We start from the raw sequence: 24392 nt of genomic DNA on the forward strand, positions 1-24392 counted from the left end.
GACGGGGGAGGGGGTGCACCGCCACGCCGCCGACGTACGGGCCCTCGGCCGACAGGCCCTAAGCCACCGCCCGCGCCGCCGCCCGTCCCGCCGTACGGCCGGAGAACAGGCAGCCGCCCAGGAACGTCCCCTCCAGCGAGCGGTAGCCGTGCACGCCCCCGCCGCCGAAGCCGGCCGCCTCGCCCGCCGCGTAGACGCCGGGCAGCACCTCGCCGTCCGGGCGCAGCACCCGCGAGGACAGGTCGGTCTCCAGGCCGCCGAGCGACTTGCGGGTGAGGATGTTGAGCCGGACCGCGATCAGCGGGGCGGCGGCCGGGTCGAGGATGCGGTGCGGGGTGGCGGTGCGGATGAGCTTGTCGCCGAGGTAGCGGCGGGCGCTGTGGATCGCGGTGACCTGGAGGTCCTTGGCGAAGGGGTTGGCGATCTGCCGGTCCCGCTCCTCGACGGTGCGGCGCAGTTCGTCCGGGTCGATCAGCGGCTCGCGGGTCCTGGCGTTCATGCCGCGGGCGAGGTCGGAGAGGTTGCCCGCGACCACGAAGTCCGGTCCGTGCCGCAGGTGCCCCTGGACCGGCCCGGGGGCGCCGGGCAGGGCGCGGCCGAGCACGCCGCGCAGGGACTTCCCCGTCAGGTCGGGGTTCTGCTCGGAGCCGGAGAGGGTGAACTCCTTCTCGATGATGCGCTGGTTGAGCACGAACCAGGTGTACTCGTGGCCGCTCGCCATGATGTGTTCGAGCGTGCCGAGGGTGTCGAAGCCGGGGAAGAGCGGGACGGGCAGCCGCCGGCCCTGCGCGTCCAGCCAGAGCGAGGACGGGCCGGGCAGGATGCGGATGCCGTGGCGGGCCCAGATCGGGTCCCAGTTCCGTATGCCCTCGGTGTAGTGCCACATCCGGTCGCCGTTGATCAGGCTGGCCCCGGCCGCGCCGGCGACGTCCAGCATCAGCCCGTCGACGTGCGCGGGCACCCCGGAGAGCAGTTCGGCGGGCGGGGTGCCGAGCCGGGCGGGCCAGGCCTTGCGGACCAGCTCGTGGTTGCCGCCGATGCCGCCGGAGGTGACGATCACGGCCTGGGCGCGCAGTTCGAAGCGTCCGGCGACCTCGCGCGAGCTGGCCTCGCCGCGGGCCGCCGGGCTGGGCACCAGCACCTCGCCGGTGACGGTGTCGACGGCGCCCGCGGTGGCGGCCAGCCCGGTGACCCGGTGGCGGAAGCGCAGGTCGACCAGTCCGCGCGCGGCGGCGGCGCGGACCCGGCGGACGAAGGGGGCGAGCAGCCCCGGCCCGGTGCCCCAGGTGATGTGGAAGCGCGGCACCGAGTTGCCGGGCCCGTCGGCGAGGAGGCCGCCTCGCTCGGCCCAGCCGACCACGGGGAAGAACCGCACGCCCTGGCCGTGCAGCCAGGAGCGCTTCTCGCCGGCCGCGAAGTCGACGTAGGCCTCGGCCCAGCGGCGCGGCCAGGCGTCCTCGGGCCGGTCGAAGCCGGCCGTGCCGAGCCAGTCCTGCCAGGCGAGCGCGTGCGAGTCGCGGATGCGCATCCGGCGCTGCTCGGGCGAGTCGACCAGGAAGAGGCCGCCGAAGGACCAGTGGGCCTGGCCGCCGAGCGAGGCGGCGGGCTCCTGGTCGAGCAGGATCACCTTCCGTCCGGCGTCGGCGAGTTCGGCGGTGGCGGCGAGGCCGGCGAGTCCCGCTCCGATGACGATGACGTCGGCGTCCAGGGCCATGCGCAGTCCTCCGTCGCGGCTCGCGGCGGCGGCACGCCGGGGGTGGGCGCCGCCACTGGGACGGCGCGCCGAGCGGCCGCCGTCGGTGTGCGCCCGATACTGCGGCCCGGGGTGACGTCCGGTCAACCGGTCGGTAACAACCGCTCGCACGAATTCCGCTCCACCGCGTTTCGGAAATGCGCCCGATACCCGGCGGACGAAATTCGAAATGGCACCCGGTGCCATCTGACGGGATTTCCGGAATTTCCGTCAAAGGCATGGACGGCTGCGAAACCTGGCAGTAACTTACCTGCGAGTAGCTGCGGCCCGGCTCGGCACGACCCGTACGCCCCGTCGATCGACGACCCCCACCCGTCGTTTCTCTCCCCCAGGAGGAACCGTGCTCCGCCCTGCCCGGAATTCCCGGCGACTCCGCCATTCCACCGCGCTCGCCGCCGTCGCCCTCGGCGCCGCCCTCGCGCTCACCTCCACCAGCGCCCAGGCCGCCACCCCCGCCCCGAGGCACTACGTGGCCCTCGGCGACTCCTACGCCGCCGGCGCCGGAGTCCCCGGCCAGTCGGGCGGGCTGTGCCTGCGCTCCGACCACAACTACGGCCACCTCGTCGCCGCCGCCCTCAAGGCCGGCGGGTACACCGACGTCACCTGCTCGGCCGCCAAGGTCAAGGCCATGACGCAGCCGCAGTACGACGCGTTCATCAAGGTCAACGACCCGCAGCTGGATGCGGTGAACGGCGACACCGACCTCGTCACCCTCGGCATCGGCGGCAACGACCTCGCCGCCAGCGACCTGGGCCTCGGCGAACTGGTCGCCACCTGCATCGCCGGCGCGGTCGTCAACCCGCTCGGCACGCCCTGCAAGGACGTCTACCACCACGGCTACTGGGACTGGAGCACGTGGTCCTGGCAGTACGGCAACGACGACCTGGCCGAACGGATCACCACCACGATCGCCCCGCAGATCGCCGACACCCTCCGGCGCATCCACGCCAAGGCCCCCAAGGCCAGGGTCCTGCTGGTCGGCTACCCGTCCGTGCTGCCCGCCGACGGCTCGAAGTGCGTGCTGCGCCAGCCGGTGACGCCGGGCGACGTCGAGTACCTGTACGGCGTGCTCAAGGGGCTGAACGCCGCCCTCAAGTCCACCGCGGCGGCGAACGGCGCGACGTACGTGGACACCGCGACACCGACCCTCGGGCACGACGTGTGCTCGGACGACCGCTGGATCGAGGGCGCGCTGCCGGGCTCGCCCGCCGTGCCGTTCCACCCGAACGCCACCGGCGAGAAGGTGATGGCGGACGCGGTGCTGGCCGCGCTGCGGTAGCGGCCGGTTCAGGAGAACCCCGAGGGGCCGGTGACCAGACCCCGGTCACCGGCCCCTCGGTTCTACGGCCCCTCGGCCCTGCGCTCACTCCGACTCGGCCGCCGCGAGACCGGCCGACCACTTCTCCTCGACCTTGCCGAACTTCCAGTACGCGATCGCCGCGGCCCAGGTCAGCACGAACAGGGCGACGATCGCGTAGCCGACGAAGTTGAGGTCCAGCGCGCCGATCCAGGCGATCGGGCCGCTGGTGACGTCCAGCTTCTCGCCGACCAGGCCGATCAGCTCGATCAGGCCGATGACCAGCGCGACCAGCACCGACAGGCCGGTGACGGTCAGGTTGTAGTAGATCTTGCGGACCGGCCGGGAGAACGCCCACTCGTAGGCGAAGTTCATGAACGAGCCGTCGATGGTGTCCAGCAGGCTCATCCCGGCCGCGAACAGGATGGGCAGGGTCAGCAGCGCGTACCAGGGCAGCGAGAAGGCCGCCGCGCCGCCGGCCAGCACCAGCAGGGACACCTCGGTGGCGGTGTCGAAACCCAGGCCGAACAGCAGGCCCACCGGGTACATGTGCCAGGGCTTGGTGACCGCCCGGGTGACCTTGCCGAGGATCCGGTTCATCAGCCCGCGCCGCTCCAACTGGCGCTCCAGCTCGGCCTCGTCGTACTCGCCGTCGCGCATCCGGCGGAACACCTTGAGGATGCCGTTGAAGGCGCCCAGGTTGATCAGGCCGAGCAGCAGCAGGAAGGTGCCGGAGACGGTGGTGCCGATGAGGCCCGTCATCCTGTGCAGCGTCGAGTCGTCGGACTCCACCTGGCCGGCCAGCGAGCGGATGCCGAAGGCCAGCAGCGCGCAGAGGCCGAAGACGATCGAGGAGTGCCCGAGCGAGAACCAGAAGCCGACCGACAGCGGCCGCTTGCCCTGGCCCATCAGCTTGCGGGTGGTGTTGTCGATCGCCGCGATGTGGTCCGCGTCGAAGGCGTGCCGCATGCCGAGGGTGTAGGCGGTCATCCCCATGCCCGCGCCGAAGACCTGGCCGCCGACGTCGTAGTGCTCGGGCGCGACCAGCGCCAGCAGGGTGAACCAGCCGACGACGTGCAGCGCGAGGATGAAGCCGCCCATCCCGGCCAGCCGCAGCCACTCCTCGCGGGTGAGCCGGTCGCGCCATCTGACGGGCGCGGCACCTACGGCGCTGGACATTCTGTGATCCCTTCGGGTGATCCGGGCGGAAGCTGGGCCATCTTTCCCCCCTGGGGCGAGTAGTTGCAAGTCATACGCAATTACGGCTCGGTTTCCCTTCCGCCAAAAATCGCCGTGCGCCGCTGCCGTGACCGGCGGGGGCCCTCCCCGGGAGGCCGGGGGCCTTCGTCAGGAAATCCACCGGTTCCTCCCCTAGGGTCGAACTGCCGACGCCCGCGGCGCGGCCCCCGTCCGTGCCGCGGGCCGCTCGGCGCTCACCGGCCCGGGACCCGAGGGGAGCGGCCATGCCGTCGTACCCGTTCCACACCACCCGCGAGGACGTCCGCATCCCGCTGCCCGACGGCACCGAGCTCGCCGCCCGGCTGTGGCGTCCGGTCACCGAAGGGGCCATCCCCACCCTGCTGGAGTACTCGGCCGACCGCCTCGGCGACCGCACCGCCGCCGAGGACGCCCGCCGCCACCCCTGGTACGCCGGCCACGGCTACGCCGCCGTCCGGGTCGACACCCGCGGCCACGGCGACTCCGGCGGCGCGCCCGCCGAACCCGGCAGCGAACGGGAACTCTCCGACGGCGCCGCCGTCGTCCAGTGGCTCACCCGCCGCCCCTGGTGCAACGGCCGGCTCGGCCTGCTCGGCGTCGGCGCCGCCGGCACCACCGCGCTGCGGCTCGCCGCCCGGGTGCCGGAGACCGTCGGCGCCGTGGTCACCGCCTGCCCCGAGGGCGGCCACCGGCTCGGCGGCGCCGTCCTCGCCGCCGACCTGCACACCCGGCTCACCGACCTGGTCGCCAACGCCGCCCTCCCGCCGGACCCGCGCCGCCTCGGCGACGCCTGGCGGGCCGGCTGGCTGGCCCGGCTGGAATCCCTGGAACCCCCGGTCGACACCTGGCTCGCCGCCGGGGACACCACCGTGCCGGTGTCCGTCCCCGTCCTCGCGGTGGCCGGCTGGGGCGATCCGTCCTGCTCCTTCGTCCTGCGGCTGCTCGCCGAATCCCCCACCGCGCACGCCCTGATCGGCCCCTGGCCGCACGGCCTGCCCGAGGCCGCCCTCACCGAGACCCTGCGCTGGTGGGACCACTGGCTGCGCGGCGTCGACACCGGCGCCCTCAAGGAACCCGCCCTGCGCAGCTGGATCAGCACCCGCTGGACCGGCGAGGAGGCCTGGCCCTCCCCCGACGTCCGCGAGATCCACTACGACCTGGACGGCCAGCTGAGCACCGCCGGCACCGCCTCCGACGACCGCTACGTCCACGTCCGCTCCCCGCAGCACACCGGCCTCAACGCCGGCTCCTACGTCCCGCACGGCCGCCCCGCCGACCGGCCGCCGGACCAGCGCGAGGAGGACGGGCGCTCGGTGTGCTTCGACTCCCAGCCGCTGCCCGAACCGGTCGAACTGCTCGGCGCCCCGACGCTGCGGCTGCGGCTGCGGGAGGGCGGAGCCCCGGCGCAGGTGGTCGCGCGGCTCTGCGTGGTCGGGCCGGAGGGCGCCTCGGAGCTGCTCAGCCGGGGGGTGCTGGACGTCGGCGGGGCGGGCGGGGGCGTGGGCGAGGGGGGCGCGGAGGTCGAGGTCGAGCTCGCCGCCTGCGCGGCCACCGTCCCCGCCGGACACCGGCTGCGGCTCGCCCTCTCCTCCGTCTACTGGCCGTGGGTGTGGCCGCCCGCCGACGACACCGGGTACGCCGTCGACCCGTCCCGCTCCACCCTCGGCCTGCCGGTCCGCCACCTCGCGGCCGACATCGGCACCGCGCCCATCACCTTCGGGACGCCCTCGCTGCCCGACCTGCTGGACATCCACGTCACCGAGCCGCTCACCGCCCGGCCCGAACACGTCACCGTGCACGACATCGGCCGCCACGAGTGGCGCACCGAACTCTCCCCCGCCGGCGACGGCACCCGCACCCACCCCGACGGCCTGGTCCGCGACGAGCACACCGTCACCGCCTACCGCGTCCTCACCGGCGCCCCGCTCAGCGCCCAGGCCCGCTCCGACCGCACGGTGCGGCTGGAGCGGCCGGACATCGGCTGGGACGTGACCGTCCAGACCCGCACCCAACTGCGCTGCGACGCCGGGCACTTCATCAGCGTCGTACAGCTGCGGGCGCTGGAGGCCGGGTCGGTGGTGTTCACCCGGGAATGGCAGCACCGGGTGCCGCGAGAGAGGCCTTAAAAGTTATTCTTATACACTTGCCTTTCTTTTCTCTTTCGCCTTATAAATGGCTCCCATGAAGACCCTCGGCCTGATCGGCGGCATGAGCTGGGAATCCACCGCCGAGTACTACCGCCTGCTGAACACGCTCACCCGCAACCGCCTCGGCGGGCTGCACTCCGCCCGACTCGTGCTCCACTCGGTCGACTTCGCCGAGATCGAGCGGCTCCAGGCGGCGGGGCGGTGGAGCGAGGCCGGCGAGATCCTCGCCGACGCCGCGCGCTCGCTGGAGGCGGCGGGCGCCGAACTCCTGCTGATCTGCACCAACACCATGCACAAGGTCGCCGACCAGGTCGAGGCCGCGGTCTCCGTCCCGCTGCTGCACCTCGCCGACGCCACCGCCGAAGCCGTACGCGCGGCGGGAGTCCGGCGGGTCGGACTGCTGGGGACGGCATTCACCATGGAACAGGACTTCTACCGGGGCCGGTTGGCCTCCGGCGGCCTGAACGTCCTGGTGCCGAAGGCGGGTTCGCGTGCCCTGGTGCACCGGATCATCTACGAGGAGCTGTGCGTCGGCCTGGTCCGCGAGGAGTCCCGCGCGAGCTACCGGCAGGTCATCAGCGAACTGGTGGCGGCCGGCGCGGAGGGAATCGTGCTCGGCTGCACCGAGATCGAGCTGCTGATCCGGCCGGAGGACAGCCCGGTGCCCGTCTTCCCCACCACCCGGCTGCACGCCGAGGCGGCCATCGACGCCGCCCTGGCCGCCCCCTGAAACGGGCTTGCGCGGGGCGGATCACCATCCCGATCGAGCACACGCCCCAGTGGGACGACGAGCACATCCCCCGCGAGGCCGACAGCGCGGCCCCGGCGACGAGGACCGAGACCAGCGCCGCGATGAGTCGGCATCGTGGTCATCACGGCGCTCGGCTCGATGGCCCTGACCACAGGAATCGAGCATCATGTCGCCTGGGCTCCGATGTGGGCCCTGACGGACGGCCAGCAGCACGAATACCGCTGAGGTGTGGGGATGACGCGCGACCAGGCTCCGTACTGGAACACCAACGTGGCCCGGCACGCCGGCATCCTGCGGGCGGTGCCGCCGGGGTGCGGGGCGGCGCTGGACGTGGGGTGCGGGGACGGGCTGTTGGCGTCGAGGCTGGCGCGGCGGTGCGGACGGGTGGTCGGGGTGGACACCTCGGCCGAGATGGTCGCCCGGGCGCGGGCCGCCCACCTCGAACCCGCCTTCCTGGAGGGGGACTTCCTCACCCTTGACCTTCCCGTCGAGGGCTTCGACTTCGTCTGCTCGGTCAGCGCGATCCACCACATGGACTTCGAGGCCGCCCTCACCCGCATGCGGGAACTGCTGCGCCCCGGCGGCGTCCTGGTGGTGGTCGGGCTCGCACGGGAGGGGTCGGCGGCGGACCGGGCCCGGCGAGCAGCCGCCGCACCACTGGTACGGGCCGTGAAGACGGTACGGCGGGCCACCACCCCGGAGGGCATGCCGACGACCGCACCGGTGATGACCTACCGGGAGGTGCGGCAGGCGGCCTGGCGGGTGCTGCCCGGGGTCGGCTACCGGTGGCACCTGCTGCGGCGCTACTCGCTGACCTGGCGCAAGCCCTGAGGGATCGCCGTGCGCACGGCCGGCCCCTCAGCGTCGAGTTCGAGGATCCCGGCGGGCGGGAGCATCTCCACCGCTCCGCCGACCGGGCGGGTTGATCCGGGTCAGCACTGGGCGATCGCCGCCGCCAGCAGCATGCCGATGAGGAGCAGGCCCAACGCGATGAAGCCGAGGCCCAGTTGGCGGCCGACCGAGGCGAACCGATGGGCGGGGGCCAGGCCCAGGATCGTCAGGGCCCAGGACGAGAGGTAGTCGGCGCCGTGGTGGCGCACCGCGTCGGCGACCAGTTTCAGGCCCCGGTCGTCGACGTCCAGGATCACCCGCCGGCCGGAGCGGTCGGCCACGGACACGTAGGTGAGCGGGCCCGACCGCCGCGGCAGCACCCAGCCGCGCACGATGGCGAGCGCCGCGAGGTCCACCTCCCGCACGCCCGTCCAGGTACGGGCCCGCACCAGGGTTCCGTCGGCCCGCCAGGACTTCCGCCGCGCCGTACCGGACCGCAGCAGGACGGCCGGCCCCATCGCCGCCACCAGTCCGGGCAGCAGCAGCGCCGCCGAGTGCGCGAACGCCGGGCCGACCGCCAACGGCGGTGCCACCACCGCGACGAGCAGCACCGCCCACACCACGGCGAGGGAGCCGCGCCGCCGTACGACCCCGGTCGAAGTACTCACGGCCGCCACCGTAGCCCTGCCGACCGGTCGGGCACCACGGGATCGGCCGTCCGACGCCCCGCCGCGGTCAGGCCACCGGCTGCCGGTCACGGTCACGGTCCCGGTCGGGTGTGGGGGCGGCGGTGAGGTCCTCGGAGCGGTGGGGCATCCGCAGGACGGCCAGGGCGCCGAGGGCGACGACGGCGATGGCGAAGAGCAGGAGGGAGAGCAGGACGAGGCCGGTCACGAGTCGCACGCGTCGCCCCCGGCCGGCCCGATCGGGCACGGGTGCTGGTTCACGGCCACCCGGCGGCGCCCCCCGGGTCTCCACCCGGCGCGCGGCGCTGCTCCGCACAACTCCTCGCGCGCGGCCGACCGGTCAGGGGGGAGTTCGAGGGGGAACACGAAGAGACCTCCGCGGGGGGACGAAAGTGGACCACTCGTCGACGCATACCGGCCAACAGGACCCGGACAACGGCGAGATCACGAGCCAACGAACACTCAGCGCACACGACTCGCTACGCTCAGCATGGGGCCTATGTGATGCTCGGCGCAACTTCTTTGCGGTGACTCGCATATATACAAATCGAACCTCAATTCGGCGGTCTGGCCTGCTAGTTGTCGGTAGCGTCGGCGCCCATCACCCGGGCAGACTGGTCAGCCGACAGCTCGGGAGGGGGCAGCATGGCAGTCTCGACCGTTCGCCGACGAAGGCTCGGCGGCGAACTGCGGAAGCTCCGTGAGGAACGGAGGCTCACCGCCGAAGTGGTCGCGGAGGCCACGGGGATGAGCCAGCCCAAACTCACCCGGATCGAGACCGCCCACACCGCGGCCAAGATCGAGGACGTCATCAAACTCCTCGACTACTACGGATGCGACGACGAGGACTACCGGGCCGGACTGATCGCCATCACGAAGGACGGGAGCAAGCGCGGCTGGTGGCTGAGCTACCGCGACGTCATCAACGCCACCGCGAACGACCTGATCCTCCTGGAAGCCGACGCCACCACCTACAAGACGTACGAGCCGGCCCTCGTCCCCGGCCTCTTCCAGACGCCCGAATACGCGCGCATCGTCATCGACCGTCTGCGCATCCGGTCCGGCGGATCCGTCGAGGACCTGGTCCAGGTGCGCATGGCACGGCAGTCCATCCTGACCCGCCCGAACCCCGTGCAGGTGTGGGCCGTCATCCACGAGGCGGCCCTCTGCTCCAACGCCAACCGCCCCGAGATCATGGTCCCGCAGCTGGACAGGCTCCTGACGCTCAGCAGCCTGCCCAACATCAACATCCAGGTCATGCCGGTCGGCGCGGCGATCAACCCGGGAATGACCGGAGCACTCGCGCTGATGGGATTCCCCCAGCGGAAGGACCTCGACGTCGTCCTGGTCGAAGGGCTGCTGAGCAGCCTGTGGGTCGAGGATCCGGCCGATGTGGAGCTCTACCGGGCGAAGTTCCAGGAGATCACGGCGGAAGCCATGTCCGTCGACTCCTCGCTCGCCTTCATCACCGCACAGAGAGACAAGATCAAGTGACCCAGCCGACCTTCAAGAAGTCCAGCTACAGCGCCGGGGACGACAACTGCGTCGAGGTGGCCACCCCTGGCGGCTCCGGATCCGGCTCCCGCATCCGCGACTCGAAGGACCCCTCCGGCCCCGCCCTCGCCTTCGACCGCGCGGCCCACACCGCGTTCATCGACGCCGTCGCCGCCGGGGAGTTCGACTTCGGGCTCCTCTAGGAACCCACTGGGCGGCGGCCGTCACCCCCGGTGGGCGGCGATGAGCCCGGGCAGTTCGCGCATGGACTCGAAGACGACCGTGCCCGGCCCGGCCAGCCGCTGCGCCGCGGTGACGCCGCCCGCGTAGCCGAGCGAGCGCATCCCGGCGGCGCGGGCGGCCGTGACGCCGGGCAGGCTGTCCTCGACGACCAGGCAGGCCGCCGGGTCGACGCCCATGGTGCGGGCGGCGTGCAGGAACAGGTCGGGCGCGGGCTTGCCGCGCCCGACCTCGGTGGCGCTGAAGATCCGCCCGGCGAAGCGGTCGTACAGCCCGGTGCGGCCGAGGGTGTGGCGCATCTTCTCGTGGGTGCCGCTGGAGGCGACGCAGGTCGGCAGGGTGATCGCGTCCAGCGCCTCCGGCAGGCCGTCCACCGGGGTCAACCAGGCGTCCATGGCCTCGGCGTGCAGCTCGCGGAAGCGCCGGTCGAACGCCGTCGCGGTCTCCTCCCCGAGCCGCTCGGCGACCATCGCGTGGTTGGCCGCCTCCGATCTCCCGACGAACCGCTCGATCGCCTCCGCCTCGGTCAGCGGCCAGCCCAGCTCGGCGCCCAGCCGCACCAGCACCCGGACGGCGATCACCTCGCTGTCCACCAGGACGCCGTCGCAGTCGAATATCACCAGCTCAATCGGCTTGATCATCCGAACAGCATAGGGATGCGCCCACCGCCCGGGGCCGGTGGTCCATGAACGGGCCGACGGCCCCGGGCGGCGGCCGGCCTCAGCTGGTCTGGATGGAGGTGTCGTCGATCACGAAGCTCGTCTGGAGCGAGGCGTCCTCGGTCCCGGTGAACTTCAGGGTGACGCTCTGGCCCGCGTAGGACGAGAGGTCGAAGGTGCGCTGCTGGTAGCCGGCCGCGGCGTCCACGTTGGAGTAGGTCTTCAGCGTGGTGCCGTTCACCGACACGGTCAGCTTGTCGTACGCCGTGGAGCCCGACTCGGCGGTGTCGATGTGCAGCCAGAAGCTCAGCGTCGCCTTGCACCCGGCCGGGATCGTCACCGTCTGCGCCAGCGTGTCGGTGTGGGTGGTGCCGTAGCCGTTCAGCCACGCCTTCCACGAACCGCCGTGCGCCGCCTGCGAGGCGCTGTTGTCGATCACGCCCGAGCTCGTCGTCCACGGCGCCGCCGTACCCGTCTCGAAGCCCGGGTTGCCCAGCAGCTGCGCCGGCGTGCAGGTGCCGCCGCCACCGCCGTTCACCGCCCAGGTGAAGCCGGTCGAACCGGCCCTGCCGGCCGAGTCCGTCACCGTGACCGTGACGTTGGAGGTGCCCGCGGTGGTCGCGGTGCCGGTGATCGCGCCGGTCGAGGAGTTGATCGACAGCCCGGCGGGCAGGCCGCTCGCGCTGTACGACAGCGGGGCGGTGCCGCCCGAGGCGTTGATCTGGAGGTTCACCGCGGTGCCGACCGCCGTGGACTGGTCACCGGGGCTGCTGACCGAGACGGCGCCGGTACCGGCCGGCTTGGTGAGCAGGCAGCCGGGCACGGTGAGGTCGATGGTCCGGTTGGTGCCCAGGCAGGTGGTGAACCAGTAGGTCTCCTCGCCGTAGCTCTGGCCCTTGGTGACGGTGGTCGTGCCGTCGGCGGCGACCTCACAGGGGTTGTTGAGGGTGCACATCGCGCCGTCGTCGTTGCCGGTGTTGTTGATGCCGACGATCCGCCCGCTCGCGGAGTCGACGATCGGCGAGCCGGAGGTGCCGTGCGTGGTGTTGCAGCCGGAGCTGTAGCGCAGCGAGTCGTGCCAGGTCCACTGGTCCTCGCGCAGGGTGGGCACGAAGCCGTTGACGGAGCAGTTCCAGACCTGCTTCCAGTACGAGGACGGGATGTACATCGCGGCGCCGTCGACGGGGTGCGCGTCGTTGACGGTCAGCGCGGTGACGCCGTACTTGGAACTGATCGAGCCGTAGGTGTCGGTGAGGCGGTAGAGCGCGACGTCGGTGCCGGTCATCGTCGCGTACAGCACCTGGTCGGCCTGGACGGTGCCGAGGCTGTTGCCCGCGCCGTCGAGCAGGGTGCCGCTGCGGCTGGCGCTCACGTTCTGGATGACCTGGCCGGCCGACGGCATGGTCGGCAGGCAGTGCCCGTTGGTGAGCATCAGCGCCCGGTCGCCGTCCACCGAGGCGGGGTAACGGACCAGCGAGGCCGAGCAGTTGCTCAACGCGATGGTCGCGTTCAGGTCGGCCGCCTGGACCGCGTGCGCGGGGGCGGCGGCGAAGGCCAGCCCGCCCGCGACGACGGCACTCGCACCGGCCACCGCGACAAGTCTCTTGAACATGGCTCTCCTTGTGGGGGATCGCGGGGTGCCCGGCTGGTCGCCGAGGCCCGCGCCCGCACGAAAGTGCCATGGTCACTTCAAGTGGTCAACCGTTCGGGCCGAACTCGCCACCGTGCGACGCGTGTTGTGCCACCCAACAGCAACCACCCATCCCGATATGTCCGTTACGGGCGCACGGATCGCCCGCACGGGGCCGCCTCACGGCGGTCACGGAATCTCATGGTCAACCGATGACCGGCCCATTACTCCCAGGGGCCGCCCAGGTCGCTCCCAGGAGGTCAACTACGATCGGGCACGTGCTCAGCCTCACCGGACTCCCCCTCCAGATCGCCACCTCGGTCATCGCGATCCTCGTCTTCGCCGCCACCATGTGGTTCTGGCCGCGGCTCGGCGGGAAGGGCTGGAAGTCCTGGCTGGGACGGTTCGGCGCCTTCCTCGCCACCCAGCTCACCGTGCTGGCCGCCATGGGCCTGATCGCCAACAGCTACTTCGGCTTCTACAGCTCCTGGACCGACCTGCTCGGCACCAGCGGCGGGCTCGGCACAGTCGTCGACCACTCCCCCAACGCCTCCGGTGTGGCCGTCACCGGTGAGCAGAAGTTCTACTCGGCCCAGGGCTCGGACCCGGAGCGCTCCGGACTGATCCAGAAGGTCGACGTCAAAGGAGCCGGCAGCGGCCTGAGCAGCGAGGCGTACGTCTACCTGCCCCCGCAGTACTTCCAGCCGGACTACGCCAAGCAGCGCTTCCCGATGGCCCTGGTGCTCACCGGCTACCCGGGCACCCCGGAGAAGCTGATCTCGCTGATGCAGTACCCGGCCTCCACCCTCGAAGCGATAGAGCAGAAGAAGCTGCCGCCGACCATCCTGGTGATGACCCGCCCCACCCTCGTCGGCGACCGGGACACCGAGTGCGTGGACGTCCCGAACGGCCCGCAGGTCGAGACCTTCTTCACCACCGACCTGCCCAAGGCCCTCGCCACCACCTACCGGATCGGCACCGACCCGTCCAACCGGGCCGTGATCGGCAACTCCACCGGCGGCTACTGCGCGCTCAAGTTCGCGCTGCGCAAGCCCGACTCCTACCGCGCGGCCGTCGCCCTCTCCGGCTACTACAGCGCGGCCCACGACCCGACCACCGGCGACCTCTTCGGCGGCAGCGACAAGCTGAAGCAGGAGAACGACCTGCTGTGGCGGCTCAAGAACCAGCCGCCCGCGCCCGTCTCACTGCTGCTGACCACCGCGAACGACGAGAACAACTACGCCGAGACCCAGGCCATGGTCGGCGCCTTCAAGGCCCCGACCAAGATGTCGACCATCACCCTGGACACCGCCGGCCACAACTTCCACACCTGGACCCGGGAGATCCCCCCGGCCCTGGAATGGCTCGGCAAGCACATCACCATGCCCGCGACCGCCTGACACCACCCGCCGTCCGGGTGAAACGGCAGATCACACCCGTCTCACAGACCCGTCTCACGGTTCTCTCAGGCACGCCACCGAGCGTATGGCGCATGACCACGAGCAGCTACTCCCCTCCGGCCGGCGATCCGTGGTGGCCCGAGGCCGCGAACTACCCGCCGCCGGAGGTGCCGCAGCCGGACCCGGCGCCGCTCTTCCCCGAGCAGCCCCTGCCGCCCGTCGGCCCCAAGGGGTTCGCCTCCTGGCCCGACCGGCTGCGCACCCTCCCGGCCCGCGCCTGGCGCGGCCGCGCGGACGACCCGCGCTGGGTGCGCCCGGCCCTGCTGGCGCTGCTGGCCACGACCACCGTGCTCTACCTGTGGGGCCTGGGCGCCTCCGGCTGGGCCAACGCCTTCTACTCGGCCGCCGTGCAGGCCGGCAGCCAGAGCTGGAAGGCCTTCTTCTTCGGCTCCTCCGACGCCGCCAACTTCATCACCGTCGACAAGCCCCCGGCCTCGCTGTGGCCGATGGCACTGTCGGTGCGGATCTTCGGCCTCTCCTCCTGGGCGATCCTCGCCCCGCAGGCGCTGATGGGCACCGCCACCGTCGGCGTGCTGTACGCGACGGTGCGCCGCCGCTTCTCCCCGCTCGGCGGCCTGCTGGCCGGGGCCGCGCTGGCGCTCACCCCGGTCGCGGCGCTGATGTTCCGCTTCAACAACCCGGACGCGCTGCTGGTGCTGCTGCTCACCCTGTCCGCGTACGGGCTGGTGCGGGCGATCGAGACGGCGGGCACCCGCTGGCTGCTGTTCACCGGGGCGATGTTCGGCCTCGCCTTCCTCACCAAGACGCTGGCGGCCTTCCTGATCCTGCCCGCCTTCGCGGTGATCTACCTGGTCGTGGCGCCCACCGGCTTCTGGCGGCGGGTGCGGCAGACCCTGCTCGCGGGCGCGGCCCTGCTGGTCGCGGGCGGCTGGTGGGTGGCGGTCGTCGAGCTGCTGCCCGCCTCGGCCCGCCCGTACGTCGGCGGCTCGCAGGACAACAGCTTCCTGTCGCTCACCTTCGGCTACAACGGCCTCGGCCGGGTCGACGGCAACGAGCGCGGCAGCGTCGGCGGCGGCGGCCGGATGCCGGCCGGGCTCGACCTGCCGGGCGGGGCGATGCCCGGCGGCGGCCGCGGCTGGGGCCAGACCGGCATCACCCGGATGTTCGGCGGTGACATCGGCGGGCAGATCGCCTGGCTGATGCCGGCCGCGCTGATCCTGCTGGTCGCCGCCCTCTGGGCGACCCGCCGCTACGCCCGTACCGACACGGCCCGCGCGGCCTTCCTGGTCTGGGGCGGCTGGCTGGTCTCCACCGCGCTGATCTTCAGCTTCATGTCCGGGATCTTCCACCAGTACTACACGGTGGCGCTCGCCCCGGCCGTCGCGGCGCTGGTCGGCATGGGCGTGGACGGGCTGTGGCGGGCCCGGCACCGGCTGCCCTGGGCTCTGGTGCTGGCCGGGACCCTCGCGGTGACGGCGGTGTGGTCGTTCGTCCTGCTCGGACGCAGCTCCGGCTTCGTGCCCTGGCTGCGCTGGGCGGTGCTGGTCGGCGGACTGGTGGCGGCCGTCGCGCTGGTGGCCGGGCAGTTCGCCGGGAACCTCTCCGGGCGGGTCGGCGCGCGGATCGCCTCGGTGGCGGGCCTGGTGGGCCTGGCCGCGGCGCTCGGCGGCCCGGCGGCGTACGCGGTGGACACCGTGGGCACCGCGCACACCGGCTCGATCATCACCGCCGGACCGTCCGTGAAGGGCGCGTTCGGACCGGGTGGCGGCGGGCACAGGGGCGGCAAGGGGTTCCCGGGCGGGCAGGGCTTCCCCGGCGGCCAGGGCTTCCCGGGAGGCCAGGGCGGTCAGGGCTTCCCCGGCGGTCAGGGCGGTCAGGGCTCGCACGGGCAGAACGGCTTCCCCGGCGGCTTCCCGGGCGGGTTCGGCGGAGGTTCCGGAAACGGCTCCGACGGGTCCGGGAGGGGCGAGGGCACCGGCGGCCGCCACGAGCGTGGCACGGGCGCCGCCCCCGGCACCACCGGCGGCTTCCCCGGCGCGCAGGACTCCGAGGGCACGGGCCCCGGCGGCTTCCCCGGCGGCATGGGCGGCGGCGGCATGGGCGGCCTGCTCGACGGCGCCAAGGTGAGCGACGAGGCCGCGTCCCTGCTCAAGGACGGCGCCGACCAGTACACCTGGGCGGCCGCCACCACCGGCTCGCAGAACGCCGCCAGCTACCAACTCGCCACCGGTGAGCCGGTGATGGCCCTCGGCGGCTTCAACGGCACCGACCCGTCGCTCAGCCTGGCCGGCTTCCAGAAGTACGTCGAGGAGGGCAAGGTGCACTGGTTCATCGCCGGCGGCTCCCACCGGGGCTTCGGCGGTGCGGGCGGCGAGGGCGACGAGGGTGGGCAGGAGTCCGAGTCCGCCCAGATCGAGTCCTGGGTGACCAGCCACTTCACCGCCAAGACGGTCGGCAGCACCACGTTCTACGACCTGACGGCTCCGAAGTCCTGAAACCGCTGTTCCACAGGGCCCGAAATCCGAGAGGGGCGTGCCGCGTTCGCGCGGCACGCCCCTCTCGGTGTCGGTCTCAGTCGGACGGGCAGCGCGTCCCGGCCGCCGGCATCCGGCCGGCCACCAGGAACGCCGTGACGGCCTCGCGCACGCACTCGCTCTTGTCGTACGCGGTGTGCCCGTCGCCCTCGCGGGTGAGCAGCACCCCGTGCTCCAGTCCGGCCGCCAGCCGCTGCGCCCACGGGTAGGGGGTGATCGGATCCCCGGTGGAGCCGACCACCAGGATCGGGGCGCTGCCGGGCGCCTTCACCGTGTGCGGCCGCTCGGGCGAACGGTACGGCCAGGGGCGGCAGTCCGGGGTGAACAGGGTGCCCCGGGGGTCGTGCCCGCTGGTCAGCGGGGCGTGGGCGGCGAGGTCGGCGAGGGCCGCGCGCAGGTCCGTGTCGGTGGGCGCCAGCGGGGCGTCCGCGCAGTGGATGGCCGCGAAGGCGTCCCAGCGGCTGTCGTAGCGGCCGTCCTCGTCGCGGTCGTCGGCGCCGTCGGCGAGCCTGAGCAGTTCGTCGCCCTCGCCGCGCTCGACGGCCGGGTCGAGGGCGCCGCGCAGCCGGGGCCAGGAGCGGTGGCCGTCGGCGAGCACGTCGAGGACGCCGGCCCAGCCGAGCGCGGCGGTGACCTCACGGCCGTCGGCGGCGCGCAGCGGGTGGTCCTTGAGGCCGTCGAGGAAGTCGGCGAGCCGCTTGGGGGCGGTGGCCGGGTCGGTGCCGAGGGGGCAGGAGCCGCCGCCGGCGGCGCAGGCGGTGGCGTAGGCGCGGAACGCGGTCTCGGTGGCGGCGGCCTGTTCGGCGTTGAGGTGCATCAGGTCGGTGCTGCGCTCGACGGCGCCGTCGAGGACGAGGCGACCGGTGCGGTCGGGGAACTCCTCGGCGTAGAGGGCGCCGAGGTGGGTGCCGTAGGAGAGGCCGAGGAAGTCGAGCCGGCGCTCGCCGAGGGCGCCGCGCAGCACGTCGAGGTCGCGGGCGGCGTCGCGGGTGCCCAGGTGCGGGAGGAGGTCGGCGTGCCGGGTGCGGCAGGCGTCGGCGAGGACCCGGCCGCGGTCGTAGGACGGGTCGTCGGTGCCGTTCCACTTCTCGCGGGTGCGGTCGTCCAGGCAGTCGACGGGGGTGGTGGCGCCGGCGCCGCGCGGGTCGAAGCCGACCAGGTCGAAGTGGTCGCGCAGCGCGCCCTGGTAGCCGCGCCAGCCCCAACGGACCATGCCGACGCCGGAGTTGCCGGGGCCGCCGGGGTTGAGCACGAGGGAGCCGATCCGGGCGCCGGGGTCGGCGGCGGGCAGCCGGGCGAGGGCCACCTCGATGCTCCGGCCGCCGGGGTCGGCGTAGTCCAGCGGGACCCTGAGGGTGGCGCACTGGACGGTCGGTCCGTCGGGTTCGGCGCCGGCCCGGTCGGAGCAGGGGGCCCAGTCGATCCGCTGGTCGTAGAAGGCCCGCAGGGCCGGGGAGGCGGTGGCGGCGACCCGCTCGGCGAGCGGCGGCCGGGTCACCGTGCCCGGGCCGCCGGGGCCGCCCGGGCCGGAGCAGCCGGCCGGCAGGGTGAGGACGAGGGCGGCGAGGGCGGGCAGGGCACGCCGCGGGAGCCGGGTGATCAACGAGGGCACCGCCCACGAATACCACCCGGCACCCGCCCGGGGCACATCGCACCGGTCCCCGGGTGTCAGACGGAACGATTCGTCAGACGCACTGCTCCAGCATGGCCTTCTTGTCCGCCTCGGTGACCGGCAGCTGGTACTTCAGCGAGACCTGGGCGAAGCGCACGGCGTAGGAGCAGCGGATGTCGGTGTTGGCGGGCAGCCAGGACGCCGGGCCGGAGTCGCCCTTGGAGGCGTTCTGCGAGCCGTCGGCGGGGATCAGGTTGAGCGGGTCGTTGGCGATCTGGACCCGCTTGGCCTTGTCCCACTTGCTGGCACCCATCTGCCAGTCGTAGGAGAGCGGCATCACGTGGTCGATCTGGATCTTGGTGGCCTGCTGCTTGGTCCAGTCGACGGTCTTGCCGGTGTACGGGTCGTAGATGGTCATCGAGGTGACCACGCAGTTCGAGCCGTCCTTGCGCTCGACGGCGGTGCCGTCCCGGGCGAGCAGGTCGTTGCGGGTGTCGCAGTTGTTGTGCCCGAACGGGACGCCGTCGACGTTGTCGGTCCAGGCGGGGCCGAACTCGTTGCGGTCGTAGCCGTCCTTGGCGCCGACGGAGGCGGTGGCGACCTTGGCGATGAGGTCCCGGCCGGCCTTCCGGTCCTCGGGGGAGGTCAGCGGCGCCAGGCCCGGCTTGGTGCCGTCCGGGTTCTGCAGCGGGCTGGTGCCCAGGCCCCCGGCGGGGGCGGCGGATCCGCCGGTCGACTTGTGGTCGCGGCCCTCCACCAACCAGCCGACCAGCGCGAGCACGCATATCAGGAACACGGAGGCGGCGGACAGCCAGGTACGGCGGGCGGGCACGGAGAACTCCCGGAGTCAGGGGCGGGTTGACGGCGAACCAGCAGACCAGCCGCCCAAGACCAGGTCAAGCCGACGCCACGGGAAGGCCAAGGAGCATGTCGAAGCTCACACTCCGCCAGACCCCGCCGAAGGGCTGCGCTCCCCGCCCGCACCGGGCACCCTGGACGCATGCACGACCCCACCCCTCGCACCCCCGTCGCCCTGGTCCTCGCCGCCGGGGGCGGACGCCGCCTCGGCGGGCGGCCCAAGGCGCTGATCCGCTACGCGGGCCGGCCCCTGGTCGAGCACGCGGTGGCCACCGTGCGGGCCGGCGGCTGCCGGGACGTGACGGTGGTGCTGGGCGCGGAGCGCGACCGGGTGCGCTCCACCGCGCACCTGCCGGGCTGCCGACTGGTGGCCAACCCGGACTGGGCGCAGGGCATGGGCTCCTCACTGCGCGCCGGGCTGGCCGCACTGCCGTCAGGGGCCCCTGCGGTGCTGGTGATGCTGGTGGACACCCCGGGCGTCACCCCGGCCGCGGTGGCCCGGCTGCTGGCCGCGCACCGGGCCGGCGCCGAACTGGCCGCGGCGGCCTACGGCGGGCGGCGCGGGCACCCGGTGCTGATCGGCGCCCGGCACTTCGCCGAGGCGGCCGCGGGAGCCGGCGGCGACGCCGGGGCCCGCGCCCTGCTGGCGGCGCACGCCGCGGAACTCGTCCTGGTCGAGTGCGCGGACGTCGCCGTGCCGGACGACCTGGACACCCCCGCCGACCTGGACCGCTGGTCGGCGGGCTGAGAACCCTTCGTACGCCGACCCGCACGCCCTTCGTACGCCGACCGTGCGCCCTCCGTCCACCGACCGCGCGCCCTCCCCGCCGCATCCTCCCTGCGAAGGGTTCGGCATCGCCCGCGCCGCGCAGCCTCCCCTGATCCGTCCCTGAGGATTGCCCCATTCCGCGCCCAGAGCGGGACGTTTCGGGGAGCATGGGAACCATCCACCCGACACCGACGGACGGAGCCCGCGATGGCCGGACTGCCCGACGACTTCACCGGACACGACCCCGCGCGGCCAGGGCCGGGGACAGGTGGTGGCGCCCGGGCGATCCGCTGCCCCGCCTGCCGCCGCGAGCACCTCTACGAACCGCCCTCGCTGCCCTGTCCGTGCGGCGCCTCGCTGAAGGTGCCGCTGCTGCGGGGCGGGGTGCCGGTGCAGGTGCGGTTCCGCTCCTGGGAGGACTCCTGGCTGAGCATGCGCTGCCCGCACTGCGGCCGCTCCGACCAGTGGCCGCAGCCCGAGTTCACCTGCAACTGCGGCGCCACCGTCCGGCTGCCGGTGGACCGCACCACCCGGCTCGGCACCGGTACGGCCGCCCCGCTCGCCGCCCCCAACCCGCAGGCCGCCCGCCCGTACCCGGCGCACCCGATGAGCGCCCCGGTGTCCGGCCCGCCCGCGCCGCCCGGCGGCTCCACCGGCCGCCCCCGCCCGTTCCGCCCCCGCACGCCGTTCCGCCCGCACCCGGTGCGCACCTCGCAGGACGCGGTGTTCACCGCCGCCCGCTACCTGGAGTGGCTCGGCTTCGACGACCTGGAGCTGACCGAGGCCCAGGAACGCGACGGGGTCACCCTGCTGGGCAGCCGGATGGTCGCCCAGGTGGACACCTGGACCGAGCCCGCCGACGTGAAGTCGGTCGAGTGCCTGTGGCTCCAGACCCTGCACGCGGAGGAGATGGCCGCCGCGATGTTCACCCTCGCCGGCTACTCGCACCAGGCCACCGTGCGCGGCGAACAGCTGCTGGTCGCCCTGTTCAGCCTGGACCTCGCGGGCGTGCCGCAGCCCGCCAACGGCGCCGCCGAGGCCCTGATGGAGACCGGCTGGACCTCCTGAGCGCCCAACCCTCCTGACTAGATCATTTCTCCGCCAAAAGCAACAACCTCCGCTCGTGATCTGGTGCACAAGCTCGCCCCCGTGTTGAATTGCCGCCACAACGCGGGCCTTCGCCCTGCCGTCGCCGTGCGATCGGCCGTGACGGCAGGGCTCCAGGGGCAGGTCCGCGTCCTGCTGGATGGCGCACACAAGGAGGTGGCGTTGTCGGAGCACGGATGGGGCCCGAGCGGCCCGGACGGGCGGGGGCGGGCGGCAGCGGAGGAACCGGGCGACACCGTGTGGCGGCTGCGGTCCCGGGGGTGCTGGCAGGAGGCCGCCGAACTGCTGCGACCAGCCTCCGAACACGACCCCGCGGCCGCCCTCGGGCGGGCCGAACTCCTCATCGAGCAGTGCCTGTTCACCGCCGGGCACTGGATCCAGGCGGAACAGGCGCTACGGCTCGCCGAGGCGCTGGCGGCCGGCACCGAGCAGCGCGCGGCCGCCGCCTGCGCCCGCGGCTTCCTCGCGTACGTGGCCAGCGTGCTCGGCCCGCGCGACCGGCTGGACGAGGCGCAGGCCGCCCTCGGCCGCACCTCGGCGCTGCTGCCGCCGGACGCCCCGGGCCGCCCGCTGCTGGACTTCCGGCGCGGGCTGGTCGCCGAGAACCTGCTGCGCGACCGCAGCGCCGCCTGGATCGCCTATCGCCGGGCGCACGAGGGCGCGGGAGAGCGCGGGGACGAACTGCTGCGCTCCTACACCTGGCGACACCTGGCCGCCCTGGCGCTGGCCCGCGGGGACCGCGGCAACGCCCGGGAGGGCTTCGACGCCTCGTTGCGGCTGCGCGAGCAACTCGGCTTCACGGTGGGGGTGGCGCCGGCGCTCGCGGCGCTCGCCGAGGTGTCCGAGCCCGCCGAGGCCGAGCGGCTGCGCGCCGAGGCCGCCCGCCTGGTGCACGCCCTGGGCGGGGTTCCGGTCTGGCTCGCGCGCCAACTGGGAACCGGGCGCACGCCGGGGCCTCCCCCGGACGGGCGCACCACCCGCGAGAGCCGGGGAACAATCAGCTAAGGTGAGCCTAACCTGGCCGGGAGGAGCAGTATCCCGGCCAGGTCGCCTTGCCGTTCCCCGGGCACCGCCGCGCCCCGGTCCGGCCGGGCCCGGCCGCCGCGGTGGCCGGGCACCGCCGGGCGGTCCACCGGCGGCCCCGCTCGACCCGATGGGGCCGCCCATGACCGCGAGCAGCACCCGGCCCGGCTCCGCGCCGCGCGCCCCCCGCACCACCGGGGCGCACAGCCAGGCCCCCGCGCCGGACTCCCCCACCCCGTGCGCCTCCTCGTACCACCGGCTGACCGCGCTCACCCCCACCCTGACCGTGCGCTGCGCCCCGCCCCGCGGCGGCGACGGCTGGCTGCCCGTCGCCGAACTGGTCGCGGACCCGCAGGCGGTGGAGGAGCTGGTCACGCACGACACCCTGCAGGGCCTCGCCCGCTACGGGCGGCCGCTGCGCCCCGACGTCGCGGCCGGGTTCGGGCTGCACCGCCTCGTCTGGCCGGTCTCGCTGCTGTTCACCGTGCCGTGGTTCCTGGAGCGGCGCGTCCCGCTGCTCGGCCCCGGCGACGTCTCGGTGCGCCGCGGCCCCACCGCGGTGGAGCTGACCGTCCGTCCGGAGGCCTTCGCCTGCCTGCCGGGAGATCCGGCGGGCGGCTCGCCGCAGGCCCGTACGGCGGCGGACGGGGACGCGCTGGCCGCCGAACTGCGGGACGCGCTGGGCGGGTTCCTCGCTCCGGTGCTGGCCGCCTTCGGCCCCCGGGTGCGGCGCGGGCCCCGGGTGCTGTGGGCGATGGCCACCGACGCGGTGGTGGAGGGGCTCTGGTACGCGGGCGGGCTGCTCGGGGAGCAGGAGCGGGCGCGCGCCGAGCTGTCCGTGCTGCTGGCACCCCCGGCGCCCGGGACGCACACGCCCGGCGCGCACGGTACCGCCGCCCCCACCCCGGCCCCCTTCACCCCCGGTGCCGGCTTCGCGCTCCCGGTGCCCGGCCGCGTCGGCGCTCCGGACACCGACCGGGCCCGGGCCAGCTGTTGCCTCGTCTACACCGTGGAACCGGAGGGCATGTGCACCGGTTGTCCGCGCGTCACGCGGCGTTGACGCACATCCGTCCGATTCCGAATCCGTAAAGCCCGCAATTCCAGGAACAATCCGCTCCGCATTAGTCGCACGATCCGATTTTCCCTGTGCCAGAAATCCCTCTCCTCAGCGCATTCACGGCGAATCGGCCACTCCCCTGCCGGGCATCCGCCATGATGGTCCCCGCCATCACGACGCAGGAAAGCGACGCAGGAAAGCGAGGCTGGTTCCGGCGATGAAATCGTCCGACATACCGCTCGGCTGGGCCGTCACCGGAATCGCCGGGCTGCTGGTCACCGCGCTCCTGGTGGCCCTGGCCCGCAACCGGGGATCGACCTCCACCGCCGGCACGGACTCCTGGGAGCGCTCCGAGGAACGGCGACGCCGCAAGGAGTCCCTGTACGGCGCCGCCTCCTACACCCTGCTGTTCTGCTGCGCCGGTGTCGCCGCCGCGCTCTCCTTCCACGGCCTGGTCGGCTTCGGCGTGCAGAACCTCGGCCTGTCCGGCGGCTGGGAGTACCTCGTGCCGTTCGGCCTGGACGGCGCCGCGATGTTCTGCTCGGTCCTCGCCGTCCGCGAGGCCAGCCACGGCGACGCCGCGCTCGGCTCCCGGCTGCTGGTCTGGCTCTTCGCCGGCGCCTCCGCCTGGTTCAACTGGGTGCACGCCCCGCGCGGCCTGGGCCACGCGGGCGCCCCGCAGTTCTTCTCCGGCATGTCGCTGTCCGCGGCGGTCCTGTTCGACCGCGCGCTGAAGCAGACCCGCCGGGCGGCACTGCGCGAGCAGGGCCTCGTGCCCCGCCCGCTGCCGCAGATCCGCATCGTCCGCTGGCTGCGCGCCCCGCGCGAGACCTACGCGGCCTGGTCGCTGATGCTCCTGGAGGGCGTGCGCAGCCTGGACGAGGCGGTGGACGAGGTCCGCGAGGACAGGCGGGAGCGGGCCCTGGAGAGGGAGCGCCGCAAGCGGGCCGGCCGCCGCGAGCGGGCGGAGATCCGGGCGATCAACCGCGGCATCGGCCACTGGCGCGGCCGCGACGGCGCCGCCGCACGGCAGCCGGCACCCGGCTCGGAGCCCCCCGCGGCCGGCGGACCCGGGGCCGAGCCGTCGGCCGGTGCGCGGGAGGTGGGCGCCGGTACCGGTGCACGGGAGGTCGGGGCGGCCGAGGGCGCGGTCGTCCAGCCGGGCCTGCCGGCCCGTCCGGAGCGGCGCACCATCGACCTCACCCCCGACGAGGACACCGTGGCGCTGCCCCGGCTGGATTCGCTGGAGCGCAAGCTGAAGGACCTGGAGCAGCAGTTCGGCTAGCCCGTCCAGGCCGTTGAGTC

At 73.6% G+C, this 24392-nt stretch carries 20 protein-coding genes and 2 pseudogenes; 13 read left to right on the plus strand and 9 right to left on the minus strand.

Translation table 11 applies throughout. The features are described 5' to 3' along the window. Positions 1 to 58 precede the first annotated feature (58 nt). Entirely contained in the window at positions 59 to 1714 is a 1656-nt protein-coding gene (locus tag RZ50_RS11135; RefSeq protein ID WP_196949892.1) for an FAD-binding dehydrogenase, read from the minus strand. A 379-nt stretch (positions 1715 to 2093) separates the two neighbouring features. Here RZ50_RS11135 and RZ50_RS11140 point away from each other — a divergent pair, with 379 nt between their 5' ends. Then, on the plus strand, positions 2094 to 3032 hold the full coding sequence (locus RZ50_RS11140) for an SGNH/GDSL hydrolase family protein (RefSeq protein WP_196949893.1): 939 nt from the start codon (positions 2094 to 2096) through the stop codon (positions 3030 to 3032). 84 nt (positions 3033 to 3116) lie between these two features. Here the strand turns inward: RZ50_RS11140 and RZ50_RS11145 are convergent, their stop codons facing one another. Then, the gene (locus RZ50_RS11145; protein WP_196949894.1) at positions 3117 to 4229 is read right to left on the minus strand and encodes a HoxN/HupN/NixA family nickel/cobalt transporter; all 1113 of its coding nucleotides are present in this window, start codon (positions 4227 to 4229) and stop codon (positions 3117 to 3119) included. Positions 4230 to 4513: 284 nt separating this feature from the next. Here RZ50_RS11145 and RZ50_RS11150 point away from each other — a divergent pair, with 284 nt between their 5' ends. The 3 genes from RZ50_RS11150 to RZ50_RS11160 all read left to right on the plus strand — a co-directional run bounded on the left by RZ50_RS11150 (position 4514) and on the right by RZ50_RS11160 (position 7997). Next, a complete protein-coding gene (locus tag RZ50_RS11150; protein ID WP_217680489.1) occupies positions 4514 to 6394 on the plus strand; it encodes a CocE/NonD family hydrolase in 1881 nt (626 codons plus the stop codon). Between the two features lie 55 nt (positions 6395 to 6449). Further along, entirely contained in the window at positions 6450 to 7145 is a 696-nt protein-coding gene (locus tag RZ50_RS11155) for an aspartate/glutamate racemase family protein (RefSeq protein ID WP_196949903.1), read from the plus strand. 255 nt (positions 7146 to 7400) lie between these two features. Then, on the plus strand, positions 7401 to 7997 hold the full coding sequence (locus RZ50_RS11160; RefSeq protein ID WP_196949902.1) for a bifunctional 2-polyprenyl-6-hydroxyphenol methylase/3-demethylubiquinol 3-O-methyltransferase UbiG: 597 nt from the start codon (positions 7401 to 7403) through the stop codon (positions 7995 to 7997). A 101-nt stretch (positions 7998 to 8098) separates the two neighbouring features. Here the strand turns inward: RZ50_RS11160 and RZ50_RS11165 are convergent, their stop codons facing one another. Together RZ50_RS11165 and RZ50_RS11170 are read right to left on the minus strand one after the other, a co-directional pair. Then, positions 8099 to 8665 carry a hypothetical protein gene (locus tag RZ50_RS11165; protein WP_196949901.1) on the minus strand — a complete coding sequence of 189 codons (567 nt, stop codon included), beginning with the start codon at positions 8663 to 8665 and terminating at the stop codon, positions 8099 to 8101. A gap of 67 nt (positions 8666 to 8732) precedes the next feature. After that, on the minus strand, positions 8733 to 8900 hold the full coding sequence (locus RZ50_RS11170; RefSeq protein WP_196949900.1) for a hypothetical protein: 168 nt from the start codon (positions 8898 to 8900) through the stop codon (positions 8733 to 8735). Positions 8901 to 9328: 428 nt separating this feature from the next. Here RZ50_RS11170 and RZ50_RS11175 point away from each other — a divergent pair, with 428 nt between their 5' ends. After that, positions 9329 to 10177: a helix-turn-helix transcriptional regulator gene (locus RZ50_RS11175; protein WP_217680491.1), complete on the plus strand. Its 849-nt coding sequence runs from the start codon at positions 9329 to 9331 to the stop codon at positions 10175 to 10177. Further along, on the plus strand, positions 10174 to 10380 hold the full coding sequence (locus RZ50_RS29060; RefSeq protein ID WP_217680493.1) for a DUF397 domain-containing protein: 207 nt from the start codon (positions 10174 to 10176) through the stop codon (positions 10378 to 10380). Before RZ50_RS11175 ends, RZ50_RS29060 begins: the two co-directional genes overlap by 4 nt. A 21-nt stretch (positions 10381 to 10401) precedes the next feature. Here the strand turns inward: RZ50_RS29060 and RZ50_RS11185 are convergent, their stop codons facing one another. From RZ50_RS11185 to RZ50_RS29070, 3 genes and pseudogenes are all read right to left on the minus strand, one after another. Then, on the minus strand, positions 10402 to 11058 hold the full coding sequence (locus RZ50_RS11185) for an HAD family phosphatase (RefSeq protein ID WP_196949899.1): 657 nt from the start codon (positions 11056 to 11058) through the stop codon (positions 10402 to 10404). Positions 11059 to 11137: 79 nt separating this feature from the next. Beyond that, a pseudogene (locus RZ50_RS29065) lies at positions 11138 to 11869 on the minus strand (putative Ig domain-containing protein); the annotation flags it as partial. Positions 11870 to 12070: 201 nt separating this feature from the next. Further along, a pseudogene (locus RZ50_RS29070) lies at positions 12071 to 12688 on the minus strand (serine protease); the annotation flags it as partial. 296 nt (positions 12689 to 12984) lie between these two features. Between RZ50_RS29070 and RZ50_RS11195 the strand changes: the two are divergent. Together RZ50_RS11195 and RZ50_RS11200 are read left to right on the plus strand one after the other, a co-directional pair. Then, a complete protein-coding gene (locus RZ50_RS11195) occupies positions 12985 to 14106 on the plus strand; it encodes an alpha/beta hydrolase-fold protein (RefSeq protein ID WP_308271587.1) in 1122 nt (373 codons plus the stop codon). A gap of 92 nt (positions 14107 to 14198) precedes the next feature. After that, a complete protein-coding gene (locus RZ50_RS11200; protein ID WP_196949486.1) occupies positions 14199 to 16622 on the plus strand; it encodes a glycosyltransferase family 39 protein in 2424 nt (807 codons plus the stop codon). A 76-nt stretch (positions 16623 to 16698) separates the two neighbouring features. Here RZ50_RS11200 and RZ50_RS11205 read toward each other — a convergent pair whose 3' ends face one another. Next, positions 16699 to 18273: an alpha/beta hydrolase gene (locus RZ50_RS11205; RefSeq protein WP_196949485.1), complete on the minus strand. Its 1575-nt coding sequence runs from the start codon at positions 18271 to 18273 to the stop codon at positions 16699 to 16701. A 73-nt stretch (positions 18274 to 18346) separates the two neighbouring features. Next, entirely contained in the window at positions 18347 to 19105 is a 759-nt protein-coding gene (locus tag RZ50_RS11210) for an HNH endonuclease family protein (RefSeq protein WP_196949484.1), read from the minus strand. Positions 19106 to 19273: 168 nt separating this feature from the next. Between RZ50_RS11210 and RZ50_RS11215 the strand changes: the two genes are divergently transcribed. The 5 genes from RZ50_RS11215 (at position 19274) to RZ50_RS11235 (ending at position 24372) form a co-directional block, all read left to right on the plus strand. Then, entirely contained in the window at positions 19274 to 19879 is a 606-nt protein-coding gene (locus tag RZ50_RS11215) for an NTP transferase domain-containing protein (protein WP_217680497.1), read from the plus strand. A 228-nt stretch (positions 19880 to 20107) separates the two neighbouring features. Next, entirely contained in the window at positions 20108 to 20968 is an 861-nt protein-coding gene (locus RZ50_RS11220) for a hypothetical protein (protein WP_254802450.1), read from the plus strand. A gap of 201 nt (positions 20969 to 21169) precedes the next feature. Then, complete coding sequence (locus RZ50_RS11225; protein WP_374199907.1) at positions 21170 to 22012, plus strand: hypothetical protein; 843 nt, start codon at positions 21170 to 21172, stop codon at positions 22010 to 22012. A gap of 160 nt (positions 22013 to 22172) precedes the next feature. Beyond that, on the plus strand, positions 22173 to 23090 hold the full coding sequence (locus tag RZ50_RS11230) for a (2Fe-2S)-binding protein (protein WP_196951818.1): 918 nt from the start codon (positions 22173 to 22175) through the stop codon (positions 23088 to 23090). Between the two features lie 214 nt (positions 23091 to 23304). Then, on the plus strand, positions 23305 to 24372 hold the full coding sequence (locus tag RZ50_RS11235; protein WP_196951817.1) for a DUF2637 domain-containing protein: 1068 nt from the start codon (positions 23305 to 23307) through the stop codon (positions 24370 to 24372). Positions 24373 to 24392: the final 20 nt, after the last annotated feature.

Origin of the sequence: Kitasatospora sp. SUK 42, assembly GCF_015776785.2 — a bacterium.
Lineage (GTDB): Bacteria > Actinomycetota > Actinomycetes > Streptomycetales > Streptomycetaceae > Kitasatospora.